We start from the raw sequence: 23,570 nt of genomic DNA on the forward strand, positions 1-23,570 counted from the left end.
AGTTTAGCATGCAGAAAAGCTATACGAGTGATCCAATGGGCAGGGAAAATGATATCGGAAAGAAAGGTTATCTTTATATGGCTGTTGTGGCTGATCGTTTGGCCAAATATTTGATGGCTCCTATCATTACGATTATATGAATCGAGAATCAAATCATTGATATATTCCGTTTTGCGTTCTTTATGGGAATAGCACCCTGGTTCCCGATCAAGATCAGGGACACGCCCGTGTTGCGGTATATCCCGCATATAACTGGCAGTAGTTCCCCGCTTAACCGGGTTCTTCCGCTTTTGTTGTATTATGTTGAAAGTTTTTTTGGAAGATAGACAATAATCGTCTTACTTTTTATTGGCCATATGCTAGAGTTGAACAAACTGGCATATGGAGGGAAAATAGTTGGGTAAAGGCAAAAAAATAGTTGTATGGATGAACGGTACAAAAACAAAGCTGACACGATATGACGAAGCCCCGGATGAGCAATATTCTATTAAAGAATTTAATAAAGAACAGGCTGCTGCTGTAGAAGATTCCGACATACCTGAACTCATCAGGCAGGATAGTGATGAGCCTGACAGTGAGGTCTATTTCACCCGAAAATCCAGGTTCAGAGCGTTTAAACCATTTTTGATTGCTGCATTATCCGCGATTGTTATTGGCTCTGTTTTAGGTTTTTTTATGCTGAATATGTTTGTCGATATCAACGATGATATAGGCCGGCAGGGAGATGCCCCTCCTCTCGCTGCAGCCGGTGATGAAGATGGTGATGAGGGGAGTAGCAACAGTGATAAAGGGGACAATGCAGGTTCAGGAAGTGACGATGCAGCGTCATCTGCGGCAATTGACGCCGTCAACGTATTTGTGCTGCAGGCCGGCAAGTTTGGTGAACAGGCGAATGCTGATGAAATGGCAGCGACATTTCAGGAATCGGGTTATCCTGCGATGGTTTGGGAAAAGGGGGAGTTCTTTTTTGTTTTATCGGGGATTACTGATTCAAAACAGCAGGCAGCCCAATTGGCAAATGAGCTTTCTGATGAGAACTTGGAAGTTTATGTGAAAGAATGGGGAACTGAGTCAGGTGAAATGGACCTGCCGGATGAAGAAAAAGAATGGCTGCAAACGTATGAGCAGCAATGGAATGATGCATTAGACTCCGTGAACGATGGGAATCAGCTATCACAGGACGCATGGGCAGATGTTATTGATGAAATTCCTGAGAACACGGAGCGTATTACTGAATTTGCTGACTTTTTAAGGGAGCAGCACCAACAGATGGGGCAGGCGGATAAATGGCAGGATCAGGTGATTTTGTTAAGTCTGTGGGAACAGTTTAATCAGCTGGTTGTACAATAATTATACAAGGCGCAGGATAAAAAGAAAAAAGACCATTTTTGTGTTTTGGCAGGACAAACCTGATGAAAATTAAATTTTCGCACGGGAATCTTTTAAAAATACAAATGTGTTCGTCGGTGAAAGTGCTTTTTTATAAAGTTGTTCAATCAAAAAGAGACAGATACGATAAATGTATCTTATCTTAGGGAGGACTGAAAATGAGCTCACCGACCATTATGATCAAAGATGTACCGAAAGAAGACCGTCCCCGTGAGCGGCTGCTGAAGCTTGGATCAAGCCATTTATCCAACCAGGAATTGCTTGCCCTTCTGATTGGCAGCGGAACGAAGGATGAATCAGTGATGGCCTTATCAAACCGGGTTTTAATGCATTTTGAAGGATTAAACTTATTGAAGGATGCTACCATCGAAGAATTAACGGCTATTAAAGGCATAGGAGCGGCCAAAGGCGTATTGTTGTTGTCGGCTTTGGAATTGGGAAGACGATTGAATCAGCATAAGCCGCATGACCGATATGTGATTCGTTCACCGGAAGACGGGGCAGACTATGTGATGGAAGAGATGCGAAATTTGAATCAGGAGCATTTTGTTGTTTTATTCTTGAATACGAAAAACCAGATTATCCACAGACAAACCATTTTTATCGGAAGTCTCAATTCATCGATTGTACATCCACGTGAAATTTACCGGGAAGCTGTCAAACGGTCAGCAGCTTCCATCATCTGCGCACATAACCATCCTTCCGGAGATCCGGCACCTTCCCAGGAAGATATTCATGTGACAAGACGTTTGGCTGAATCAGGAAAAATGATTGGTATTGAACTATTGGATCATTTGGTAATCGGCGATCGGAAATTTATTTCATTAAAAGAAAAAGGATACTTATAAAACACTATCTATTTTATAAATTTTTTCGTATAATTGAATAGACGTAACCTATTAGCGCCAGTTTCTAATTTTAACTTGAGATTGGCGCTTAACGTGCTTTACGATACATACAGTTATTTACTTTCCAATAAAACATGTTTAAAATGGAGCATTGAAGTTAAGTGTTGATGGCAAAATTTTATAAATGGAAACTGCATACAACAATAGTGTTTGTTGATTGAGAAAGGAAGATTTTTTTGGGAAGATTCAGTTTATCACAGGATCTGGGTATAGATTTGGGGACTGCCAACACACTCGTTTTTGTCAAAGGCAAGGGTGTTGTTGTACGTGAACCGACTGTCGTTGCCAAAAATATTGAAACAGGGGAAATTGAAGCAGTCGGAAACCCGGCCAGGAATATGATTGGCCGGACTCCCGGAAACATTTCTGTTGTCCGGCCGATGAAAGATGGCGTAATTGCTGATTATGATACAACGGCCGTTATGATGAAATATTTTATTAAAAAAGCAATGAGCAGCCGATCTCTTTTTGCAAAAAAACCAAATGTGATGATATGTGTACCATCAGGGATTACCATGGTGGAAGAACGTGCTGTCGTCGATGCAACTAAACAGGCTGGCGCAAAGGATGCTTTTCCGATTGCCGAACCGTTTGCAGCAGCTATTGGGGCCGGTCTGCCGGTATGGGAGCCGACGGGCAGCATGATTGTGGATATCGGCGGCGGTACAACCGAGGTTGCAGTTATTTCACTCGGCGGCATTGTGACAAGCCGTTCCATTCGTATTGCAGGCGATAATATGGATGAATCGATTACGAACTATATACGCAAACATTATAACCTGATGATTGGTGAACGATCTGCTGAGTCGATTAAGCTGGATATCGGTGTTGCAGGAGAAGTGACAGAAAATGTCGAAATGGATATTCGGGGGCGTGATTTGCTGACCGGTTTGCCTAAGACAATTACCATTACTTCCAGGGAGATAGCTATTTCATTGAAAGAGACTGTTGAAAGTATTGTTGAGGCGGTAAAAGATACGCTGGAAAAAACACCACCGGAGCTGGCTGCTGATATTATGGACCGCGGAATAGTCCTTTCCGGCGGGGGAGCCCTTCTAGGGAATTTGGATAAAATTATTAGCGATGAGACAAAAATGCCTGTATTTGTTACCGAAGACCCTCTGGAAAGTGTAGCAATCGGAACAGGTAAATCTTTGGAATACATTCAACATTTCCGTTCCCATCCGAATGTATCTTCCCGTCCTACCGTTGAGTAAGCAGGTGTTGACATGAGGCTTTTACAAAAAAAAAGACTTTTTATCCTTTTGATAGGTATTATCATGCTTGTAGCACTGATCGGTTATTCATTACAGGATAGGGATCAGGAGACGACAGTCGAACAATTCATTAAAGATACAGTTGGATGGGCACAGAACTTAATACACACGCCGGTTGAGTATGTAACAGGCATTTTTAAGAACATTGATGATATCAAGAACACTTATGAAGAAAATCAGATATTGCGGGAAAAAGTAGCTGAGTATAGAAATCTCCAGTATGAGGTACAGGAATTAAAAGAAGATAATGCCGAACTGCGGGAAACATTGGATAAGACTGAATCCATTCATGAGTATAACCCAATTCAGGCAACAGTGATGTCCAGGTCACCTGAACGATGGATTGAACAGGTAACCATAAACAAGGGGACACAGGATGGTATTGAGGAAAATATGGCTGTGATTACCGCTGAAGGGATGATTGGTAAGGTAGAGTCCGAGTCAAAATTCACATCAACGGTAAAACTGTTGACCGGATTCGATCAATTTAACCGGATATCGGCGACTATTTCCCGGGAAGAAAGCGATGATATTTACGGTATGATTGAAGGGTATGATCAGGAGTCAGATCATTTGTTGTTTCGAATCATAGAAGAGTCTGATGACGACCTGGAGGAAGGGGAATTAGTCTTATCTTCAGGTATGGGCGGTGTTTTCCCGTCTGGCTTACCGATTGGAGAAGTGAAAGAGGTTAAACCGGATCAGTATGGGTTGACACGTACTGCATTTGTTGAACCTATAGCTGATATGTATGATATCAATAATGTTATTGTAGTCGAGCGTCAGCAGACCAGTGATGATTCCTCAGAGGAAACCAGGGAGGATGAATCGTCATGAAACGATTACTGATTCCCCTTATACTTTTCCTTTTGCTGATTATGGAAGGTGTTGCCCTGGATATCTTGCCGGTTTCTCTTGTGAGTGGTGATCTGAGGTTCGTGTCCCATTGGGTTTTCATGTTTCTCGTTTTCCTGGCCATTTTTTATGACAGGGAGGACACGTATTTTTCCGTATTTTATGGCCTGTTATTCGGACTCTTGACAGATATTGTTTATACAGGCGTTTTAGGTGTATACATGTTCAGCTATGCGCTAAGCATTTATCTGATACATGGGATGACAAAAATTCTGCACGCTAATTTTTTAGTAACGATATTGCTTGGGGCTGCAGGTTTGGTATTGGTTGAAGTCTTTATCAATCTCATTTTTTCCGTTACAGGAATTTCGGAACTAATCTGGCCGGATTATTGGGTTTATAGGTTGATACCTACTGTTATAGCCAATATTTTATTTTTGCTTGCTTTATATCCAATCATGATGAAGCGGCTTGTCAGATGGAAAGAGGAACAATTATCGGGCAGCAGGGGATTTTAATCGTGGACAATGTCAAGGTGAAATATAGAGGTGAACGTAGTGCTTGAGGAGAACCAAACGATTACTATTAAAGGTACAAAAGACGGGCTGACGCTAGTCATTGATGACCGCGGACCGTTTGAGGATGTAATCGATGAGCTCACTGATAAGTTTTCGGAGTATAGCCCAAAAAAGGATGAACCGGTAGTTCCGGTTACTGTCAAATTAGGGAACCGGTATATAAATGACCGGCAAAAACAACAGTTGCGCGAGCTCATCGGAAATGAAAATTGTTTTAAGATTGAATTTTTTGATTCCAATGTAATACATCGTGATGAAGCGTTAACTTGGAAAGAAGATAGTGACGTTAAAGTGATTAATAGAATTGTACGGTCAGGTCAAATACTTGAAAATGTCGGGGATTTGTTGTTGATTGGCGACGTAAATCCCGGTGGAAAGGTTATCACAAGCGGAAACGTATTTGTTATGGGCAATCTGCTCGGTATTGCACATGCTGGGGCAAATGGTGATCGTGATGCAGTTATTGCTGCATCGTACATGAAACCGAGTCAGCTCAGAATAGCAGATTATATCAGCCGTGCACCTGACTATGAATCGGAAGGCGTTTATATGGAATGTGGGTTCGTTGATGAAAAGCAGGATAAGATCGTCATTGACCGGTTGCAGGTTCTTTCCCATAAACGAAAAGATATAAGCGGGTTTGAAAGGAGAATGCTGAATGGGTGAAGCAATAGTAGTTACTTCCGGTAAAGGCGGGGTAGGTAAAACGACTACAACTGCAAATATTGGTACTGCCCTGGCTCTGATGGAGAAAAAAGTCTGCCTGATTGATACGGATATTGGCTTGCGAAATCTTGATGTCATCATGGGTCTGGAAAATCGAATTATTTACGATATCGTTGATGTCATAGAAGAACGCTGTAAACTCGGACAAGCCCTGATCAAAGATAAAAGATTCGATGATTTGACTCTTCTTCCCGCAGCACAGACAAGTGATAAATCAGCCGTTACAACGGATGGTATGCAAAAAATCATTCAGGAATTGAAGCAAACCTATGATTATATTATCATCGACTGTCCGGCAGGTATAGAACAAGGGTTTCAAAATGCAATTGCGGGAGCTGACAAGGCAATTGTGATCACCACGCCTGAAAAATCCAGTGTCAGGGATGCTGATCGCATTGTCGGTTTGTTGGAAAATGAAGATATGGACCCGCCAAAATTGATCATTAATCGTATACGGAATCACATGATGAAAAATGGTGATATGCTGGATATAGACGATATTATCCAAATACTGTCAATAGATCTTACAGGAATTGTCCTTGATGATGATGACGTCATAAAAGCTTCCAACAGCGGTGAACCTGTTTCACTTCAGGGAAAATCGAAAGCGTCTGTAGCGTATCGTAATATTGCCCGGCGAATACTGGGGGAGACAGTTCCCCTTCAATCCTTGGAAGATGAAAAAGGTATGTTTAAAAAAATGAAAAAGTTTTTCGGGATACGTTCCTGATCCATTAAACACATGCGATAAAGGCTTATCTAGCTTCATGCATGTGTTTTTTATACCGTTTGATCATGCGATACCCTGGCATAACTTCGCCTTTTGTGTCATAGACTTGTACAAAAGTATCGCAAGGGTTGTGAGCCAGAATGAATAAAGGGGTAAAAAAGGTAAGGAAATCAATTAATCAGCGAAAAAAAATGCGTGGTATTGCGTCTGAGCAGACATCGGCCAAACGAATCATGCCATCGTCATTTCCACAGGAGGAAGAAAAACATGGCTATTTTCCTGTTTTCACTGACCACACTGTTTCATCAAAGCACTCAAATCGGCGGATTTCCGGCTTTGCAGTCAAAGGAATTTTATCGGCTATGCTTTTCTTTGCGGCAGCGCTGTTATTTCAGACTGATTCGGAGCTCTTCACTGAGCCAAAAAAATGGACTGCTAATGCGTTGACAGAGGAGTTCCCGTTTGCGCGCGTCAATCAGTGGTATCAGGAAACGTTTGGTACACCGATGGCTTTATCATCCCAATCTGCAGATGATGGACAGGCTTTGGCATTTCCGGTTAACGGGACAGTCTCTGAATCGTTCCAAGCCAATGGTAAAGGGATTATGCTTACACCGGAAGAAGAAACAGATGTTTCAGCTTTACAGGGGGGCGTCGTCACATTTGCAGGAAATGATCAGGAATTGGGCAAGACTGTCATTGTTCAGCATGCTGATAATAGTGAAACCGTCTACGGCAATTTAAGTTCCATTGATGTTCATTTGTATCAGTTTGTTGATAGCAGTCAAAAACTAGGGGTGTTCAGTCCTGATGCTGATAATAAAAACGTCTATTTCGCTATTGAACAAAATGATTCATATGTGGATCCTGTACAGGTGATTCAAGTTGATGACACGCCATAAATGGTTGCCGCCTGTCCATATACACCCGATTCTCTTCATATTTATCATCATTTCTTTTTTGACTGGTACGTTTATTGAGTTGATGACGATACTAGTGATTGTATTCATTCATGAATTGGGGCATTTTACAGCAGCAAAGTGGTTTGGCTGGCGGATCCGCGGCGTTATGTTATGGGTGTTTGGCGGCGTTATGGAGACAGATGAACATGGGACAAGGCCATTCTATGAAGAAGTCTTGGTTACACTTGCAGGACCGTTTCAGCATGTGTTCATTTATATGATATTACTTTTATTATCCGAAAGTCAGACTGTAATGCCATCCATTATAGATATGGCTTACTTTTATAATACCGTGATTCTGTTGTTTAATTTACTTCCCATTTGGCCACTGGATGGCGGTAAATTAACATTTTTGATTTTTTCGGAAGTATTTCCATATCGTAAAGCGTACTATTATGTTATCATTTTCTCATTATGTATGAATATGGTCTCAATGCTCGTATTGCTGTTCCTGGTTCCATTCACGCTCAGTGCATTTCTGTTATTCTCATTTTTGCTGATGGAAAATAGAAAGGATTGGAAGCAGCGCTATTATGTATTTATACGCTTTCTGCTGCGGCGCTATCAGGGCAAAGCTCATTTCAAGCGTGTTTTGCCAATTGAAGTGTCACATCATCATACTTTGATGGACGTATTTAATGGTTTTTACCGTGACAAAACACATACCATATATGTTAAACTCCCAGGAGATATCCGTCAGTCCATCAATGAAATGGAATGCCTGCACAATTATTTTCATGAACGGAATCACCACGTATCAATGGGTGAGCTTGTCAGTTATGTATCATAAAGCGATGATCAAGTCTTGACAAGCGATTTCGTATCATGGTAATATTTATACGTTATTCATTGTAGCACCAGTGCTACAACCGCTCAGAACAGGTTTGTAAATTCCTTTTGGTGTATGCTAAAAAAAAGAGAATGAAACTGCACTTTTTGAATAATCCCCACGGGAATACCTGCATGGCGAGTCTTGGTAATATAGGGAGGTGCAAGCATGTACGCAATTATTGAAACAGGCGGTAAACAGATTAAAGTTACTGAGGGACAAGAAGTTTATGTAGAAAAATTGACAGCTGATACAGATGAGTCTGTTAAATTTGATAAAGTCTTGTTCGTTGGTGGAGACGACGTAAAAGTCGGTGCTCCATATGTTGAAGGTGCGACCGTAACGGCAAAAGTTGAAAAACAGGGCCGTCAGAAAAAGATAAATGTTTTCAAATACAAGCCGAAGAAAAACTATCACCGTAAACAAGGTCATCGTCAGCCTTATACAAAATTAATCATTGATAAAATCAATGCATAGAAGGTCATGATATGATTCATGTCAATGTATATCGGCAAAATAATCAAATTAAACAGTTCGAATTGTCAGGGCATGCTGAAAGCGGACCATATGGGTATGACTTAGTATGTGCAGGCGTTTCGGCTGTATCATTTGGTTCCGTAAATGCGGTTTTGACATTAAGCGATGTGGATTTGGAAATTGAACAGGGAGACGAGGGCGGATTCCTTCGGGTGACGGTTCCTGATAACATACCGGATGAAACGATGGATAGAGTCCAGCTCTTGCTTGATGGCATGCTTGTTTCCCTGCAAACAATTGAACAGGAATATAGTGAATTTATGAATATAAAAGATCAATAAGGAGGTGCAGCATAATGCTACGTTTGGATTTACAATTTTTCTCACAGAAAAAAGGTGCCGGCAGTACAAAAAACGGCCGTGACTCAGAATCAAAACGCCTTGGTGCGAAATGTGGCGATGGTCAAATCGTAAACGGCGGATGCATCCTGTTCCGTCAGCGCGGTACGAAAATCCATCCGGGTGTAAACGTAGGCCGTGGCGGAGACGATACGTTGTTCTCCAAAATTGACGGTGTTGTCAAGTATGAACGCGTGGGTCGTAACCGTAAAAAAGTCAGCGTTTACCCGGTTGCTCAGGAAGCATAGTCTCATTTGAATAATGAAACAAACTCCAGTCAGTTTTTGGCTGGGGTTTTTTTGGTACAATTCGTCATTTTTTGCTATACTTTTCTTACTATTGGGGGGAGAAAAATGGAGGAGAAGGACGTTATACAGCTACTCCGTCATTACCGGCACGATCTGATGAATCATCTGCAGATTGTACAGGGATATTTAAGTATGGGCAAAACAGATAAAGTTCAAAAGAAGGTAAAAAATTACTTACAGCAGCTGCAGGAAGAAAGCAAGCTCGTCAATTTAAATGCACCGTTTTTTGCTTTATATTTATTGCAATTCGGTTCCTTACATATGAATTTTCGATTAACATATCATATACACACTGAAAACAAGAATTTGCAGTCAGTGGACCAGCTGCTGACAGATTACTGTAAACAAGTGATGGAAAAGATCAAAAATGCGACGGATGAGACGGAATTATATGAATTGGATGTACGGCTATCTGACGTATCTCCTGTTATGATCGAATTGGAATTCACGGTCAATGGCCATTTTCCGGATGTTTCATCATTTAGACAGAATATGGAAGACAATGATCAAGAAATTGCAATATTTCGGCAGAAAAATGAATTAAAGTGTATTGCCAGGGTTACATACAAATGAGGTGAAAAAAGGAATGTTTGTTGATCAGGTTAGTGTTTATGTAAAGGCTGGAGATGGCGGAAACGGGATTGTTGCCTACCGGAGAGAAATATATGTACCTAAAGGCGGTCCTGCCGGTGGTGATGGCGGCAATGGCGGAGATGTTATTTTCAAGGTTGATGAGGGACTGAATACGCTGATGGATTTTCGCTACAACCGTCATTACAAAGCGAAGCGTGGCGAAAATGGTATGAGTAAAAATAAACATGGCCGGAATGCGGATTCGTTAATTGTGGAGGTTCCGCCTGGTACGACAGTGATTGATGAAGATACAGATGAAGTTTTAGCTGATTTGACAGAACACGAGCAAGAAGCGGTGATTGCCAAAGGTGGACGCGGCGGGCGAGGCAATACCCGTTTTGCAACACCAAGAAATCCTGCACCGGAACTTGCTGAAAATGGCGAACCGGGTCAGGAACGCCATATTAAAGTTGAATTGAAACTGCTTGCTGATGTTGGATTGGTCGGTTTCCCAAGTGCAGGAAAGTCCACGTTGCTCTCAGTCATAAGTGCTGCAAAGCCCAAAACGGCTGAATATCATTTCACAACATTGACGCCAAATCTTGGTGTAGTTGACACAGGGGATCAGCGAAGCTTTGTCATGGCAGATCTGCCTGGACTGATTGAGGGTGCCCATGAAGGCGTCGGACTGGGACATCAATTTTTGCGGCATATTGAACGGACACGCGTTATGCTGCATGTCATCGATATGGCAGGAATCGAAGGCAGAAATCCGTATAAAGATTTTGTAAAAATAAACCAGGAATTAAAGGAATATGACCCGAATTTAATGGAACGTCCACAGATTATTGCAGCCAACAAAATGGACATGCCGGGTGCGGAAAAGAATCTTCGTGCATTTAAAGCTGAAATAAACGATGAATATCCAATTTATTCAATTTCAGCATTAACAAAGGAAGGACTGCGGGAAGTCGTGTTCGGAGTTGCAGACATGCTGGATCAGATTCCAAAACATACACAGGAGATAGAACAAACAAATGAAAAAGTTGTTTACCGTCATCAAAAAGAAGAAGCTTCTTTTACAATAACGAGAGATTCGGATGGTGCGTATGTATTGTCAGGATCCAAACTTGAGAAGCTGTTCAAAATGACGGATTTTACGAAAGATGAAGCAGTACAGCGTTTCTCCCGGCAGCTTCGGGGGATGGGGGTAGACGATGCATTGCGTGAGCGGGGAGCTAAAGATGGTGATACCATCAGATTAATGGATTTTGAATTCGAATTTATTGAGTAAATATATCTGCACAAGTGGTATGAACGATAGGGGGAAATGTATAATGGTGAAAATAGGTTATTTGGGGCCGCGGGGAACATTTACTAAACTCGCGGTGGATACAGCATTTAATGGGGAAGACAAGCAAAGTTTTACAACCATTCCAGAATGTATTGATGCTGTTCATGATGAGCAAGTTGATATTGGCGTTGTACCGCTGGAAAATGCTATTGAAGGTACGGTGCAGTTAACAGTTGATTATCTGGTTCATCAGGTGAGATTGCCGATCATAGCGGAAATAGTTGTTCCGATCCAGCAGCATTTGCTGGTAGCTCGAGAATTTTCGAGTGATTTATCCGAAGTGACCGATGTTTATTCGCACAGTCATGCCATTGCACAGTGCCATCAATTTTTGCACAAGTATATGCCGGATGCGAAACTGTATTTTACATCGTCTACCGGGAAAGCAGCCGAAATGGTCAGTAACAGTGGGGAAAAAATAGCTGCTATTGGCAATAGGCTCGCAGCAAGTGAATATGGACTGACTATTTACCAGGAAAACATTCACGATTATCCGAATAATCACACCAGATTTGCTGTACTGGCCAAAGATAAACAAATTGTCCAAATCAGCCATGAAACTCAAGCTGAGAAAACAAGCCTTCTGATTACACTGCCTAGTGATTATGCTGGTGCTTTGTATCAGGTGCTGGCTGCTTTTGCCTGGCGTAAAATGAACCTTTCTAAAATTGAATCAAGGCCGATGAAAACCGGATTAGGGAATTATTTTTTCATTGTTGATGTCAATCAGCCGTATGATGATGTTTTATTTCCGGGTGTCAAAGCCGAATTGGAAGCTTTGGGCTGTAATGTTACGATTCTTGGTACATATCCTGTACACCAAATGCAGTTGTAAATTGAGATCGCCCGCTCTTAAACAGAGCGGGCGTTTTTTTTCTTTTTAGTTCAACATTTATCATTCCTTTGCATATGTTGGTAATGAGTGATTAGCCCAGTTTGAAACCGGAATGAAAGGAGTCGTTTATAGTTGAAAATTCATGTTGTTCAAAAAGGCGATACATTATGGGAAATAGCGCAGCAATATGGTGCGGATTTTGAACAGGTTAAACAGCTTAATCCGCAATTATCCAGCCCGGATATGATTCTGCCGGGTATGAAAATCAAAATACCTGCCACGTCCAAACCGGTCAAGAAAGAAGAAGCGCAACAACAGGAAATTCAAAAAGAAATGCAAAAGCCGGCTGCTGAAAAACCGTATAAAGACACATCACCAAAACCGATGCCGGTCGTAAAGGAGGATGATGTTAAACAACCAAAGGAAATCAAGCCGCAAATGCCGATGCAACCGAAGATGCCATCAGTAGAGCAAGAAATGAACCACTACTATACAACCATCAATCTACCGCAAATTCCGAAGTACACACAACCGGAAGACGAATCATCCGAAAAACAGAAAGAGATGCACTACCAACAACATCCAAAAGAGGTGCACTATCAGCCACATCCCAAAGAAATGCATTACCAGCCACATCCAATGCCCGTGATGCCGCTACAACATCATATGCCATGTCCTCCGCAGCCAATGCCACAAGTGAGTCCCTACGCGATGGGCAAAAAGGATTGCGGCTGTGGAGGGCCAAAACCAATGCAAATGCCAGTGTATCAACCGATGATGCAGATGCCTATGCACCATCAGCAGATGATGCACCAGCCAATGCATCAGCAACCGATGAACTTTCACCACTATCCGTATGATGGCAATATGATGGAATCAGTTGAATCATCATCATATAATATGGAATTACCGCAAAAGCCAATGATGAAAGGTTCCGGATCATATCCTCAGCCACAGGCACCAAATACGATGGGAATACAGCAGGGATTTCACTACCCACAAATGCCGCCAACAACCAATCCACATTTCTCAGACAACTATATGCCAATGCCGCCCGGATTCCATAAAAAACACCGAGATGAAGAGGAAGAGTCTACAAGTGAGTGATCTGAAGAAAGGAGACGAGATGAGTATTAATCGTCTCTCTTCTTTTTTGCAGAAAAAAGGGATGCTGCAACCACGTCATATGACGTCTGTCAACAAGCATGTTTTTTACGTTGAAACAAACCATCGAGAACGATTAATTTTGAAACGTCATCATAATCATTCGCGTGTTGAGCAGCAGTGGAATTTTTTTGAACAGCAGTCATCTTACATTCCTGTTCCATTTCAGCGGTTCCCGAATCAAAAACCATTTTTGTATGATAACGGCATGTATTGGACCATATCTCCGTATATTCCAGGACAAAAATTAAATTATATGGCTGAGAGGGACCGAGTAGAGGCTTTAAAATCAATACAAACGTTTCATAACGAAACAGAAGGAATCAAGCTCAGGTACCCATTGAAAAAGGAGATATTTTATATTCGGTGGTATAAAAGGCTTCAAAATTTCCGAAATACAGAGTCTATATTCAAGGAATATGGTTTTCTCGGGTTATACAAAGATATGGTTCAAACCGCTGAGAAACACTTGCAGTATGTATCTGCTTATAACTGGTTTGAATTGGAACGTGCTGCCAGAAAATCCGGTACCTGGTCTCACGGCGATGTTGCTTCACATAATTTTATCCGTTATTCCGGTCGAATTTATCTGATTGATTTTGATTTACTTTCATGTGCCCCTCCGCTGTATGATTATATACAGCTGGGTCAGCGTTTTTTACCTTATTTAAACTGGAATGCCGAACGCCTTTTATCATACAAAATAGTACAGAACAAATATTTAAAACCGTGGCTGCACGCTTTATTTATCCCGAGTGATGTTATGCGAGAATGGCTGTATTATATACACAGCAGTCCCGGCAGGCTTATGTATGGCTATTTAGCCAGGATGAAAGAAGATTGGGTCAAAAGACAATCTTTTGTTAAAAATGCTCAAAACATGCTAAACTGAAAAGAGAAAATCTGAACAAAGCAGGGTGATAATGGTGAAAAAAACAATAGAAAACATCGTGCAATGGCTACAGCAAAGTGCACATGAGGCTGGTGTCAACGGTTTAATAGTTGGGGTCAGCGGTGGAGTGGATTCAGCGGTTGTTGCACACCTTATTCAGCGGGCTTTTCCCGATCATTCATTGGGTGTCATGATGCCGCTAAACAGCAATCCGGACGATATGAAACATGCAGCAAAAGTCATCGAAAGTTCCGGGATCAATGAACTTACTGTGGATTTAACTGAAACACATCAACTCATGTATACGACCATTTGTGAGCAATTAAAACAGCAAAATGCCTTTAACGAAAATAATGATCAGCTCGCCGGGGCAAATCTCAGGGCACGCCTGCGAATGAGCACACTTTATACGATTGCTGCACATTATCATTATTTAGTTGTCGGGACAGATAATGCTGCCGAATGGTATACAGGCTATTTCACCAAGTATGGTGATGGCGGTGTCGACATATTGCCATTGGTGGAATTCACAAAACACGAAGTAAGGGAACTGGGAAGGTATTTAGGTGTCCCTGATGAGATTTTGTCCAAGAAACCGAGTGCAGGTCTTTGGGAAGGACAAACAGATGAATCAGAGATGGGAACGACCTATGATAAAATTGATGCTTATCTGAAAGGTGAAAAAATTCCTGAAAGCGATAAAGAAATAATTGAAAAAATGCACGGGCGTACGGCTCATAAACGTGACCCGCTGAAGCAATTCCATCGTTCGGGAAAATAATTCCTTCATTTACTGATAAAAATGGCCTTTCCTATCCATGCTAATGGTTAGGGAGGTTGTTTTATGAAGATAAATAAATGGATGATCATACCAATCTTTTTGTTTGCACTTGTCGGTTGTGCAGAATATAAAACAGGTGAACAAAATACCGAGGATAATATGAACTCCCAGCCGATTAATTACGAAACAGAAGAAGAAGAGAATGAACGGCATGGAGCAGAAAATAATAACACCAATGGACAGGAAGGTTATCGCGGAAATGCGCAGGAAAAACTGAATGAAGGCGATGAGAATGCCCAGAATGATCTGTTTACGAATGAGATGTCCCAATCCATCTCAAGTCATTTAAAACAGCACAATGATGTCAGACAAGCGCAAGTTGCGGTATCGGAAGAGAGAGTTGTAGTTGGCGTAATGCTGAGTGACAATGCGCCGCCGGATATGCGTGAACTCGTTGAACAGGAAGTGCAGGAGATGGTTACAAGCAAAGAGGTTTATGTCTATACAGATGATATTTATTGGGATCGGATGCGAAACAAAGATGCACGCCTGGATCAGTTAAATGGTGATATGAGAGAGTTTCTTCGGGAATTTTTTAATCGTGACAGAGAAAATTTTTAGTATATGTTAATCGCGGATATTTGGCTTCTTCGCATAAACTTCTCGACATTTCTATAACCGCTCCGGATGCAACAAAGTGTCATATTGATTGAATGTATGACACTTTGTTAATTCAGAAATGGGATAAGGCGCCCCACTGAATGAAGTTTCACTTTTCCCCGGTGCAATCGTCCGTAGACTCCCGTCTTCAAATCATGCAGTAAAATGAATATGATCTGATCGGTAGTTAACGGAGGCTAACACCCCGATTCTGTTCAACTAACATTCAGCGGGGGCAAAACATCCCGCTGAATGAAGTTTCACTTTATTGATTGTGTCTTTTTTGATATAGTTAATAAGGGAATTTTTGCGGAGTGAGAGGAGAATGTCTTATGGCTGGCCATTCCAAATGGAAAAATATTCAGCGCAGAAAAAATGCACAGGACGCTAAAAAAGGTAAGATCTTTATGCGTCACGCAAAAGATATATATACCGCTGCCAAGGAAGGCGGAGGTGATCTCGATACCAATGCATCACTGCGACTGGCGGTTGACAAGGCAAAAGCAGACAATATGCCGAATGATAACATTGAACGTGCCATCAAAAAAGCCACAGGAGGTTTAGATGGCGCAAATTATGAAGAAATCACCTATGAAGGCTATGGGCCAGGCGGTATTGCGGTCATTGTCAATGTCTTGACGGATAACAAAAATAGGACTGCAGCGGAAATTAGACACGCATTCAAGAAAAATGGCGGTAATCTTGGGGAAAATGGCAGTGTAACGTTTATGTTTGACCGCAAAGGATATATTGTGATTGAAAATCGTGATGGATCCATTGACGAGGATGACATCAGTCTGGAAGCAATTGAAGCGGGGGCTGATGATATCACAGCCGAGGAAGGCATATATGAAATTTATACGGATCCGGAAAGTTTTCACGATGTCCGCGATCATTTACGCGAAAGCGGTTATGAACCAGCCGAGTCGGAAGTAACCATGATCCCTCAAAATTATACGACCCCCTCCGAAGAAGACGAGCAAAAAATGTTAAATTTAATCGATATGCTGGAAGACAGTGAAGATACACAGGATGTCCATCACAACATGGAAATATCGGAGTAATCAAAGTGAAACTTCTATTCTGCTTTTCTGAGGATGGAAGTTTTCTTTCTTCCGTCAAAGTTCAGTTATGTTAGAATGGGTACAGGGAGATAAAGGAGAAGGTCGCATGATAGCTTATATAAAAGGAATATTGGTTCACATAGATGATAATGCAATAATTGTTGACGTGAACGGGGTTGGATATGAAATTATCTGTGCCAATCCATTTGCGTTTCAGTCATTGCTGGATCATCAAGTTACGGTCAATACATATCACTATGTCCGTGAAGATATACAGGTTCTTTACGGGTTTCAGAATGAAGATGAAAAATTGTTATTCACAAAACTTATTTCTGTTTCGGGCATTGGCCCTAAAGGTGCGCTAGCTATTTTGGCCGGTGTCGATATCGATGGATTTGTTGAAGCGATTGAACTGGAAGATGATAAATTTCTGACCGGTTTCCCTGGAATCGGCAAAAAAACAGCGAGACAAATTATACTTGATTTGAAAGGGAATTTATCTTCCATGATTTCGGTATCTGCACAGTCTTCTGTTAATAAAGCGCAGGATTCAGAAGGCATCAAGGAAGCACAGGAAGCATTAAAAACACTCGGGTATACCGAACGCGAGATTAAAGCGATCGTTCCAGAACTGCAGCAGGAGAATAGCAGCAGCACTGACGAAATTGTACGAAAAGCACTCGCGTTATTAATGAAAAAATCATAAGGTGGGATACTGATGGAAGAGCGTATGGTCACAGGTGAATTGCAAAATGAAGATTCTACTGTTGAACTGAGTCTCCGCCCCACAAATCTGAATCAATATATTGGTCAGCAAAAAGTAAAAGAAAATTTAAGTATATTTATCAAAGCAGCAAAAATGCGTGAGGAAGCGCTTGATCATGTGTTATTATATGGTCCGCCCGGGCTTGGTAAAACAACATTGGCAGCCATTATCGCCAATGAAATGGGGGGCCAATTCCGGTCTACCTCAGGTCCGGCGATTGAACGTTCTGGTGATTTGGCGGCAATCCTGTCATCACTTGAGCCTGGCGATGTTTTGTTTATTGATGAAGTGCACCGTTTGCCAAAGTCTGTAGAGGAGATTTTGTATCCGGCAATGGAGGATTTTTTCCTTGATATTGTGATTGGCAGCGGGCCAAGCGCCCGATCTGTTCAAATTGATTTGCCTCCGTTCACACTGGTAGGTGCCACGACAAGAGCAGGGTTGCTGTCGGCACCGTTGCGGGATCGTTTTGGTGTCTTGAGCAGGCTGGAGTTTTACGGTACAAATGAATTGTGTGATATTGTCGAACGAACGTCCGAGATCTTTGAAACAACGATTACACATGAAGCAGCGATTGAGATTGCACGCCGTTCAAGAGGGACGCCCCGGATTGCCAACAGACTTTTAAAGCGGATCCGTGATATTTCACAGGTTAAAGGAGAAGTCGAAATCAGCCTGCAAACGACAGAACAGGCATTAGACATGCTGCAGGTTGATGACGCCGGACTTGACCACATTGATCATAAACTGCTGACAAGCATCATCGACGGTTTTCAGGGCGGGCCGGCAGGGCTGGATACGATAGCAGCGACAATCGGTGAAGAACCACAGACAATTGAAGATGTGTATGAGCCATTTTTACTGCAAATCGGCTTTATTCAGCGGACGCCAAGAGGACGTGTTGTAACGCCGAAAGCATACCAGCATTTTGGCAAAAGGAAAGAAGACGGATGAATATGGGAAAAATGTTTATTACCCTCGGAATCATTTTTGTCGTGATCGGCATCATTTGGTCATTGATCGGCAAACTGCCTGGGGATATTACGATTAAACGCGATAACATTACGTTTCATTTTCCGATCATGACATCCATTGTCGTGAGCGTAGTATTAACGCTTATCTTTTTCATTATAGGAAAATTCCGGTAATATAGATAGGAGAGCATCATGAAACCAGAAGAATTTGATTTTGATCTGCCAGATGAATTAATTGCCCAAACACCGTTGAAAAACCGGACAGCATCCCGGTTGCTGGTTTTACACCGAGATACGCAAGAAGTGAAGCATAAACAGTTTTCAGATATCAAAAGCTATTTGAAAAAAGGTGATTGCCTTGTACTGAATGATACCCGTGTGCTCCCGGCCAGGCTATATGGGATAAAGGATGACACTGGGGCAAAAGTGGAGGTGCTGCTGCTTCATCAGCAGGAAAAGGATACATGGGAAGTGCTTGTAAAACCAGCCAAAAAAGTTAAAATTGGTACAGTCATCGTCTTTGGCGACGGGAAGATTCGTGCAACATGCACTGGTCTTAAAGAGCATGGCGGTCGCATTTTACAATTGGAATATGAAGGTATCTTTTATGAATTGCTTGAAGAATTGGGTGAAATGCCGCTCCCACCCTATATAAAGGAACAACTGCCTGAAAAGGAAAGGTACCAGACAGTGTATGCTAAAGAGGAAGGATCTGCGGCTGCCCCAACTGCCGGCTTACATTTCACGAATGAACTGCTGGATGAGATCCGGGCAATGGGCGTGACAATCGAGTTTATTACATTGCATGTTGGTCTTGGCACATTCAGACCAGTAAGTGTGGAAAAAATTGAAGAGCATAAAATGCATGCCGAGTTTTATCAAATGTCTAAAAAAACGGCAGATACACTTTCATCGGTCAAAGAAAACGGCGGCCGGATTATTTCTGTCGGTACCACATCGACACGGACACTGGAGACCATTGTCAGGGATAACAATGGCAAATTTACCGAATCCAGCGGCTGGACGGATATTTTTATTTATCCGCCGTATGAATTCCAGGCCGTTGACGGGCTGATTACCAATTTCCATCTGCCCAAATCAACATTAATCATGATGGTAAGTGCATTTGCCGGCAGGGAAAATATTATGAATGCCTATCAGGAAGCGGTTGATAAACGGTACCGGTTCTTTAGCTTTGGAGATGCGATGTTAATCTTATAAAAACCGTTTTCAAGAGTGTTGTTATTTAACCTACAGTCTGAGCGCTCGTCGCTTTCTGCGGGTGACCCGTGATCCCATTCTGGCTTATACGATGTTGGTCACAAAGGTGTTGCCATATGATAAGGAATGCTGCGGCAGTAACACATCGCACGAAGAAAATTGCGTATGCATTTTCGAGGGATCTATGTATTCAGGATGCTAGGAGCTTTCTAAATTGTTTTTCCGACTTATGTTAACGAAATATACTTTTAAAAACAGCCTATAACAAAGGAACGAACAAACATGACAGCAATAACGTATGAACATATTAAAACATGCAAACAAACAGGCGCCCGTCTTGGGAAAGTCCATACACCACATGGATCTTTTGACACACCGGCGTTTATGCCCGTGGGAACATTAGCTACCGTCAAAACGATGAGCCCAGAAGAACTTAAGGAGATGGGTACCAATATAATCCTATCCAATACTTATCATTTATGGCTGCGTCCCGGTGAAGATATTATTAAAGAAGCTGGTGGACTTCATCAGTTTATGAACTGGGACGGGGTAATTTTGACTGATTCAGGTGGCTTTCAGGTTTTCAGCTTAAGTGATATGCGGGACATTAAGGAAGAAGGTGTTCATTTCCGGAATCATTTGAGCGGGGAGAAGCTTTTTCTCTCACCTGAAAAAGCAATGAGCATTCAGAATGCGCTTGGCTCAGATATCATGATGGCGTTTGATGAGTGTCCGCCATATCCGGCGTCGCATGACTATATGAAAGCTTCTGTGGAACGGACATCACGATGGGCGGAGCGTTGTATAAATGCCCATGAACGAGCGTCTGATCAAGGTCTGTTTGGTATTATCCAGGGTGGTGAATATGAAGATTTGAGGAAGCAAAGTGTGCGCGATCTGGTCTCGTTGGATTTTCCCGGATATGCTATCGGAGGTCTTTCTGTCGGTGAACCGAAAGACATCATGAACCAGATGCTGGAATTCACAACACCACTTCTTCCATCAGATAAGCCACGTTACCTTATGGGTGTCGGTTCACCGGATTCGCTGATTGATGGCGCTATTCGCGGCATTGATATGTTTGATTGCGTATTGCCGACCCGCATTGCACGCAATGGGACATGCATGACATCGGTCGGGAGGCTGGTTGTCCGAAATGCCAAATTTGCACGTGATTTCAGCCCAATTGATGAAAATTGTGACTGCCATGTATGCAAAAATTACACACGTGCCTACATCCGTCATTTGGTAAAATGTAATGAAACATTTGGATTCAGACTTACTACTTACCATAATTTATATTTTTTGTTAAAATTAATGGAGCAAGTACGTGATTCTATCGCTGAAGATCGGCTTGGTGATTTTAAGGAAGCATTCTTTGAACAATATGGTTTTAATAAACAGAATGCGAAGAACTTTTAATGAAGGAGGGGATATGTAAATGGAGATGCTAGCATCGTTGTTACCGATTATTTTAATGTTTGTCATTTTTTACTTCCTGCTTATCCGTCCGCAGCAAAAGCGGCAAAAGCAAGTTAAACAAATGCAGTCAGATTTGCAAAAGGGCGATCAAGTAGTGACAATCGGTGGTTTTCATGCTGAAATTCATGCGCTTGACGAAGATACAGTTGTACTCCAGTCAGGTGACGGTCCGAAATTAACGTATGACCGTTCAGCCATCCGGGAAATCAAACATGACAATACACAATAAAAACACTTTATGATTGATACATAAAGGTAGAAGTACAAGAAGTCAGTTCCTATTAGGACTGACTTCTTTTTTTCAGTCAGTTTTCAGATTTGATTATATTAACGCCAATGGCTCCGCCTAGAAGTGCTGCTAGTATAAATCCTACGTGATGGAGTGACTGTTCCAGTGAGAATCCTTGCTGATAACCGAGATATTGGACAAGAAATGTAAAAAGCGTAAATCCACCCCCTGTTATGATACCGATAACCCAGCCTTTCTGTTTCCCTTTAATACCAGCAACAAGACCACCAATAAATAAACTGGTTAATCCGACTGCTAATGTGATCCATGATAATGTTGTTTCATTCATTCCGGTAAATTGAAGTAAGAATGCGAGAATAATACTTGTCAGTAAAATTAGACCGAGTACGATGATCCACCCATATAATAAGGCAATAAATTGTTGTTTACGCAAGCTGTTCGCCCCCTTTCCAGTGATTGTCCATGTAATACCATCCTATTCGTCCAAACGAAAAATAGACTGAAAATATTTTGCTTTTTTAAACATATATTTGTAGAAGGACAACCAATTACATTGAAAGAGGATGCTTTATGGACGTAATTCTGGCGGGTATTATTTTTATTGTCAGTTATACTTTTATCATGACTGAAAAAATAAATCGGGCAGTTGTGGCTATGGCGGGTGGAGCATTGCTGCTATTGACAGGAATTTATAGTGTTAATGACATGTTTACCGATTATATTGACTGGAACACGATTGCATTACTATTCGCTATGATGGTACTTATCTCGATTACCGAGAAAACAGGGTTGTTTTCGTTTATCGCTGTCCGGTTTGCCCAGCAAGTGCGGGGATCGCCCATTCCGCTGCTCATTGGTGTCAGCATTCTGACAGCTATCGGATCGGCATTACTGGACAATGTTACGACTGTACTGATATTGGTTCCGATTGTGCTAAAGATCACAAAACAATTAAATCTTCCCTCGTTTCCATATTTGCTGATGATTATTTTCAGTTCCAATATTGGCGGTACTGCGACGCTAATTGGAGATCCTCCGAATATCATGATTGGACAGGCTGTTGATCATCTGACATTTTTATCGTTTATCAATCATCTGGCACCAGTGGCCATTATGATGTTTGTGATCATGCTGGGTGTGATGCTTCCTTTGTTCAGGCGGACATTACGCTCTGGAAAAAGCAATGTAGATGAGTTAATGAACACAGATGCATCTGCTTATCTCGTACGCACTCCCATGCTATATCAGTCAGTGGCTGTTTTGACCATGACCCTGTTTGGTTTTTTATTGCATGCATTCCTTCATATTGATCTGACTGTTATTGCATTAAGTGGGGCCATTTTATTACTCCTGGTGACAGAAAAAGAATTGGATGCGGAACAGGTTTTTTCACAAGTTGAATGGGTTACCCTGTTTTTCTTTATCGGACTTTTTGCGCTGGTGGGTGGTCTTGAATCGGCAGGAATTATTGATGAACTGGCAAGAGCAATTGTACTTTGGACAGATGGTGATTTTGCTGCAACAGCTATTTTGATCTTATGGATTTCCGGGTTGTTTTCCGGAATTGTTGATAATATTCCGTTTGTGGCAGCCATGATCCCAGTTGTTGAAGAATTTGCAGGCTACGGCATGGTTTATCTGGATCCGATTTGGTGGTCACTGGCATTAGGAGCTTGTCTGGGAGGGAATGCTACCTTGGTAGGCGCTTCCGCTAATGTTGTAGTGGCAGGACTTGCAGAAGGATCAGGCCGTAAGTTATCGTTTATACGCTTCATGCTTTATGGGATACCATTTGTTATATTATCACTTGTGATCGCAACCATTTATATTTACATCCGATATTTGATTCCATATACGTCTTGATCCGGATAATTTACAGCTGTCTATTATTATAAAAAAACTTAAAAGAGGATCGGACAAAAGTATCTTTCGAGGTATTTTCAAAAAATTGCTTTCTTCTGTGCAGAATTTTGATGAGTAGGGAAATGTTCCGGCAGAATACGTCGCTTTCCGTGGGCTCTGGCTCGGCTTCAGCTCTCGCTGTCCAACAGGAGTCTCCGTATTCTACGCTAATAAAAATGTTCTATCTTTTGAAAGTGGATATCCATAGAAATTAA

Annotated in this window: 29 protein-coding genes and 1 other annotated feature; of the genes, 28 read left to right on the top strand and 1 reads right to left on the bottom strand. The window is 41.8% G+C overall.

The genetic code is table 11. The features are described 5' to 3' along the window. Positions 1-8 precede the first annotated feature (8 nt). The 27 genes from BM195_RS18760 (at position 9) to yajC (ending at position 21,432) form a co-directional block, all read left to right on the top strand. Positions 9-140 (top strand): hypothetical protein, encoded by a 132-nt coding sequence (locus BM195_RS18760; RefSeq protein ID WP_280141227.1) that lies wholly within the window; start codon positions 9-11, stop codon positions 138-140. A 256-nt stretch (positions 141-396) separates the two neighbouring features. Beyond that, positions 397-1,350: an SPOR domain-containing protein gene (locus BM195_RS00075; RefSeq protein WP_090231849.1), complete on the top strand. Its 954-nt coding sequence runs from the start codon at positions 397-399 to the stop codon at positions 1,348-1,350. 197 nt (positions 1,351-1,547) lie between these two features. Then, positions 1,548-2,237 carry a RadC family protein gene (gene radC, locus BM195_RS00080; protein ID WP_090231852.1) on the top strand — a complete coding sequence of 230 codons (690 nt, stop codon included), beginning with the start codon at positions 1,548-1,550 and terminating at the stop codon, positions 2,235-2,237. A gap of 236 nt (positions 2,238-2,473) precedes the next feature. Beyond that, positions 2,474-3,514, top strand: coding sequence for a rod shape-determining protein (locus tag BM195_RS00085; protein ID WP_090231854.1), 1,041 nt, complete (start codon positions 2,474-2,476; stop codon positions 3,512-3,514). A 12-nt stretch (positions 3,515-3,526) separates the two neighbouring features. Continuing rightward, positions 3,527-4,411, top strand: a complete 885-nt coding sequence (mreC, locus tag BM195_RS00090; protein ID WP_090231856.1) for a rod shape-determining protein MreC — start codon at positions 3,527-3,529, stop codon at positions 4,409-4,411. Further along, positions 4,408-4,947, top strand: coding sequence for a rod shape-determining protein MreD (mreD, locus tag BM195_RS00095; protein WP_090231859.1), 540 nt, complete (start codon positions 4,408-4,410; stop codon positions 4,945-4,947). Before mreC ends, mreD begins: the two co-directional genes overlap by 4 nt. A 39-nt stretch (positions 4,948-4,986) precedes the next feature. Then, positions 4,987-5,673, top strand: coding sequence for a septum site-determining protein MinC (gene minC / locus BM195_RS00100; protein WP_090231862.1), 687 nt, complete (start codon positions 4,987-4,989; stop codon positions 5,671-5,673). Beyond that, entirely contained in the window at positions 5,666-6,463 is a 798-nt protein-coding gene (minD, locus tag BM195_RS00105; protein WP_090231864.1) for a septum site-determining protein MinD, read from the top strand. Before minC ends, minD begins: the two co-directional genes overlap by 8 nt. Before the next feature lie 140 nt (positions 6,464-6,603). Continuing rightward, positions 6,604-7,365 carry a M23 family metallopeptidase gene (locus tag BM195_RS00110; protein WP_090231867.1) on the top strand — a complete coding sequence of 254 codons (762 nt, stop codon included), beginning with the start codon at positions 6,604-6,606 and terminating at the stop codon, positions 7,363-7,365. Then, on the top strand, positions 7,352-8,215 hold the full coding sequence (locus BM195_RS00115; protein WP_090231870.1) for a site-2 protease family protein: 864 nt from the start codon (positions 7,352-7,354) through the stop codon (positions 8,213-8,215). Before BM195_RS00110 ends, BM195_RS00115 begins: the two co-directional genes overlap by 14 nt. 67 nt (positions 8,216-8,282) lie before the next feature. Then, positions 8,283-8,409: a sequence feature (ribosomal protein L21 leader region), on the top strand. A 13-nt stretch (positions 8,410-8,422) separates the two neighbouring features. Beyond that, positions 8,423-8,731 (top strand): 50S ribosomal protein L21, encoded by a 309-nt coding sequence (gene rplU / locus BM195_RS00120; RefSeq protein WP_090231871.1) that lies wholly within the window; start codon positions 8,423-8,425, stop codon positions 8,729-8,731. 11 nt (positions 8,732-8,742) lie between these two features. Then, positions 8,743-9,072 (top strand): ribosomal-processing cysteine protease Prp, encoded by a 330-nt coding sequence (locus BM195_RS00125; protein ID WP_090231874.1) that lies wholly within the window; start codon positions 8,743-8,745, stop codon positions 9,070-9,072. 14 nt (positions 9,073-9,086) lie between these two features. Next, complete coding sequence (rpmA, locus tag BM195_RS00130; protein ID WP_090231876.1) at positions 9,087-9,377, top strand: 50S ribosomal protein L27; 291 nt, start codon at positions 9,087-9,089, stop codon at positions 9,375-9,377. A 105-nt stretch (positions 9,378-9,482) separates the two neighbouring features. Next, positions 9,483-10,010 (top strand): Spo0B domain-containing protein, encoded by a 528-nt coding sequence (locus tag BM195_RS00135; protein ID WP_090231879.1) that lies wholly within the window; start codon positions 9,483-9,485, stop codon positions 10,008-10,010. Positions 10,011-10,023: 13 nt separating this feature from the next. Next, the gene (obgE, locus tag BM195_RS00140) at positions 10,024-11,304 is read left to right on the top strand and encodes a GTPase ObgE (protein WP_090231881.1); all 1,281 of its coding nucleotides are present in this window, start codon (positions 10,024-10,026) and stop codon (positions 11,302-11,304) included. A 43-nt stretch (positions 11,305-11,347) separates the two neighbouring features. Beyond that, the gene (gene pheA, locus BM195_RS00145; RefSeq protein ID WP_090231886.1) at positions 11,348-12,199 is read left to right on the top strand and encodes a prephenate dehydratase; all 852 of its coding nucleotides are present in this window, start codon (positions 11,348-11,350) and stop codon (positions 12,197-12,199) included. Between the two features lie 132 nt (positions 12,200-12,331). Beyond that, the gene (safA, locus tag BM195_RS00150; protein WP_090231888.1) at positions 12,332-13,306 is read left to right on the top strand and encodes a SafA/ExsA family spore coat assembly protein; all 975 of its coding nucleotides are present in this window, start codon (positions 12,332-12,334) and stop codon (positions 13,304-13,306) included. Continuing rightward, positions 13,299-14,255, top strand: a complete 957-nt coding sequence (locus BM195_RS00155; RefSeq protein ID WP_170848107.1) for a phosphotransferase — start codon at positions 13,299-13,301, stop codon at positions 14,253-14,255. The genes safA and BM195_RS00155 overlap by 8 nt, the downstream gene beginning before the upstream one ends. A gap of 34 nt (positions 14,256-14,289) precedes the next feature. After that, positions 14,290-15,036: an NAD(+) synthase gene (gene nadE / locus BM195_RS00160; RefSeq protein WP_090233138.1), complete on the top strand. Its 747-nt coding sequence runs from the start codon at positions 14,290-14,292 to the stop codon at positions 15,034-15,036. Between the two features lie 63 nt (positions 15,037-15,099). After that, positions 15,100-15,657 (top strand): YhcN/YlaJ family sporulation lipoprotein, encoded by a 558-nt coding sequence (locus BM195_RS00165; RefSeq protein WP_090231896.1) that lies wholly within the window; start codon positions 15,100-15,102, stop codon positions 15,655-15,657. Positions 15,658-16,028: 371 nt separating this feature from the next. Next, a complete protein-coding gene (locus tag BM195_RS00170; protein ID WP_090231898.1) occupies positions 16,029-16,760 on the top strand; it encodes a YebC/PmpR family DNA-binding transcriptional regulator in 732 nt (243 codons plus the stop codon). Positions 16,761-16,866: 106 nt separating this feature from the next. Beyond that, entirely contained in the window at positions 16,867-17,466 is a 600-nt protein-coding gene (gene ruvA / locus BM195_RS00175) for a Holliday junction branch migration protein RuvA (RefSeq protein WP_090231900.1), read from the top strand. A 12-nt stretch (positions 17,467-17,478) separates the two neighbouring features. Continuing rightward, positions 17,479-18,480: a Holliday junction branch migration DNA helicase RuvB gene (ruvB, locus tag BM195_RS00180; protein ID WP_090231903.1), complete on the top strand. Its 1,002-nt coding sequence runs from the start codon at positions 17,479-17,481 to the stop codon at positions 18,478-18,480. Then, positions 18,477-18,674 (top strand): DUF2905 domain-containing protein, encoded by a 198-nt coding sequence (locus BM195_RS00185; RefSeq protein WP_090231906.1) that lies wholly within the window; start codon positions 18,477-18,479, stop codon positions 18,672-18,674. The genes ruvB and BM195_RS00185 overlap by 4 nt, the downstream gene beginning before the upstream one ends. 18 nt (positions 18,675-18,692) lie before the next feature. Then, on the top strand, positions 18,693-19,721 hold the full coding sequence (gene queA, locus BM195_RS00190) for a tRNA preQ1(34) S-adenosylmethionine ribosyltransferase-isomerase QueA (RefSeq protein ID WP_090231909.1): 1,029 nt from the start codon (positions 18,693-18,695) through the stop codon (positions 19,719-19,721). A 282-nt stretch (positions 19,722-20,003) separates the two neighbouring features. Beyond that, positions 20,004-21,143 (top strand): tRNA guanosine(34) transglycosylase Tgt, encoded by a 1,140-nt coding sequence (gene tgt, locus BM195_RS00195; protein ID WP_090231912.1) that lies wholly within the window; start codon positions 20,004-20,006, stop codon positions 21,141-21,143. Between the two features lie 19 nt (positions 21,144-21,162). Then, complete coding sequence (yajC, locus tag BM195_RS00200; protein ID WP_090231914.1) at positions 21,163-21,432, top strand: preprotein translocase subunit YajC; 270 nt, start codon at positions 21,163-21,165, stop codon at positions 21,430-21,432. Between the two features lie 76 nt (positions 21,433-21,508). Here yajC and BM195_RS00205 read toward each other — a convergent pair whose 3' ends face one another. Continuing rightward, on the bottom strand, positions 21,509-21,886 hold the full coding sequence (locus BM195_RS00205; RefSeq protein ID WP_090231916.1) for a TIGR04086 family membrane protein: 378 nt from the start codon (positions 21,884-21,886) through the stop codon (positions 21,509-21,511). Between the two features lie 137 nt (positions 21,887-22,023). Between BM195_RS00205 and BM195_RS00210 the strand changes: the two genes are divergently transcribed. Beyond that, entirely contained in the window at positions 22,024-23,316 is a 1,293-nt protein-coding gene (locus tag BM195_RS00210; protein ID WP_090231918.1) for an ArsB/NhaD family transporter, read from the top strand. Positions 23,317-23,570 lie beyond the last annotated feature (254 nt).

Origin of the sequence: Lentibacillus halodurans (assembly GCF_900112045.1) — a bacterium.
Lineage (GTDB): Bacteria > Bacillota > Bacilli > Bacillales > Amphibacillaceae > Lentibacillus > Lentibacillus halodurans.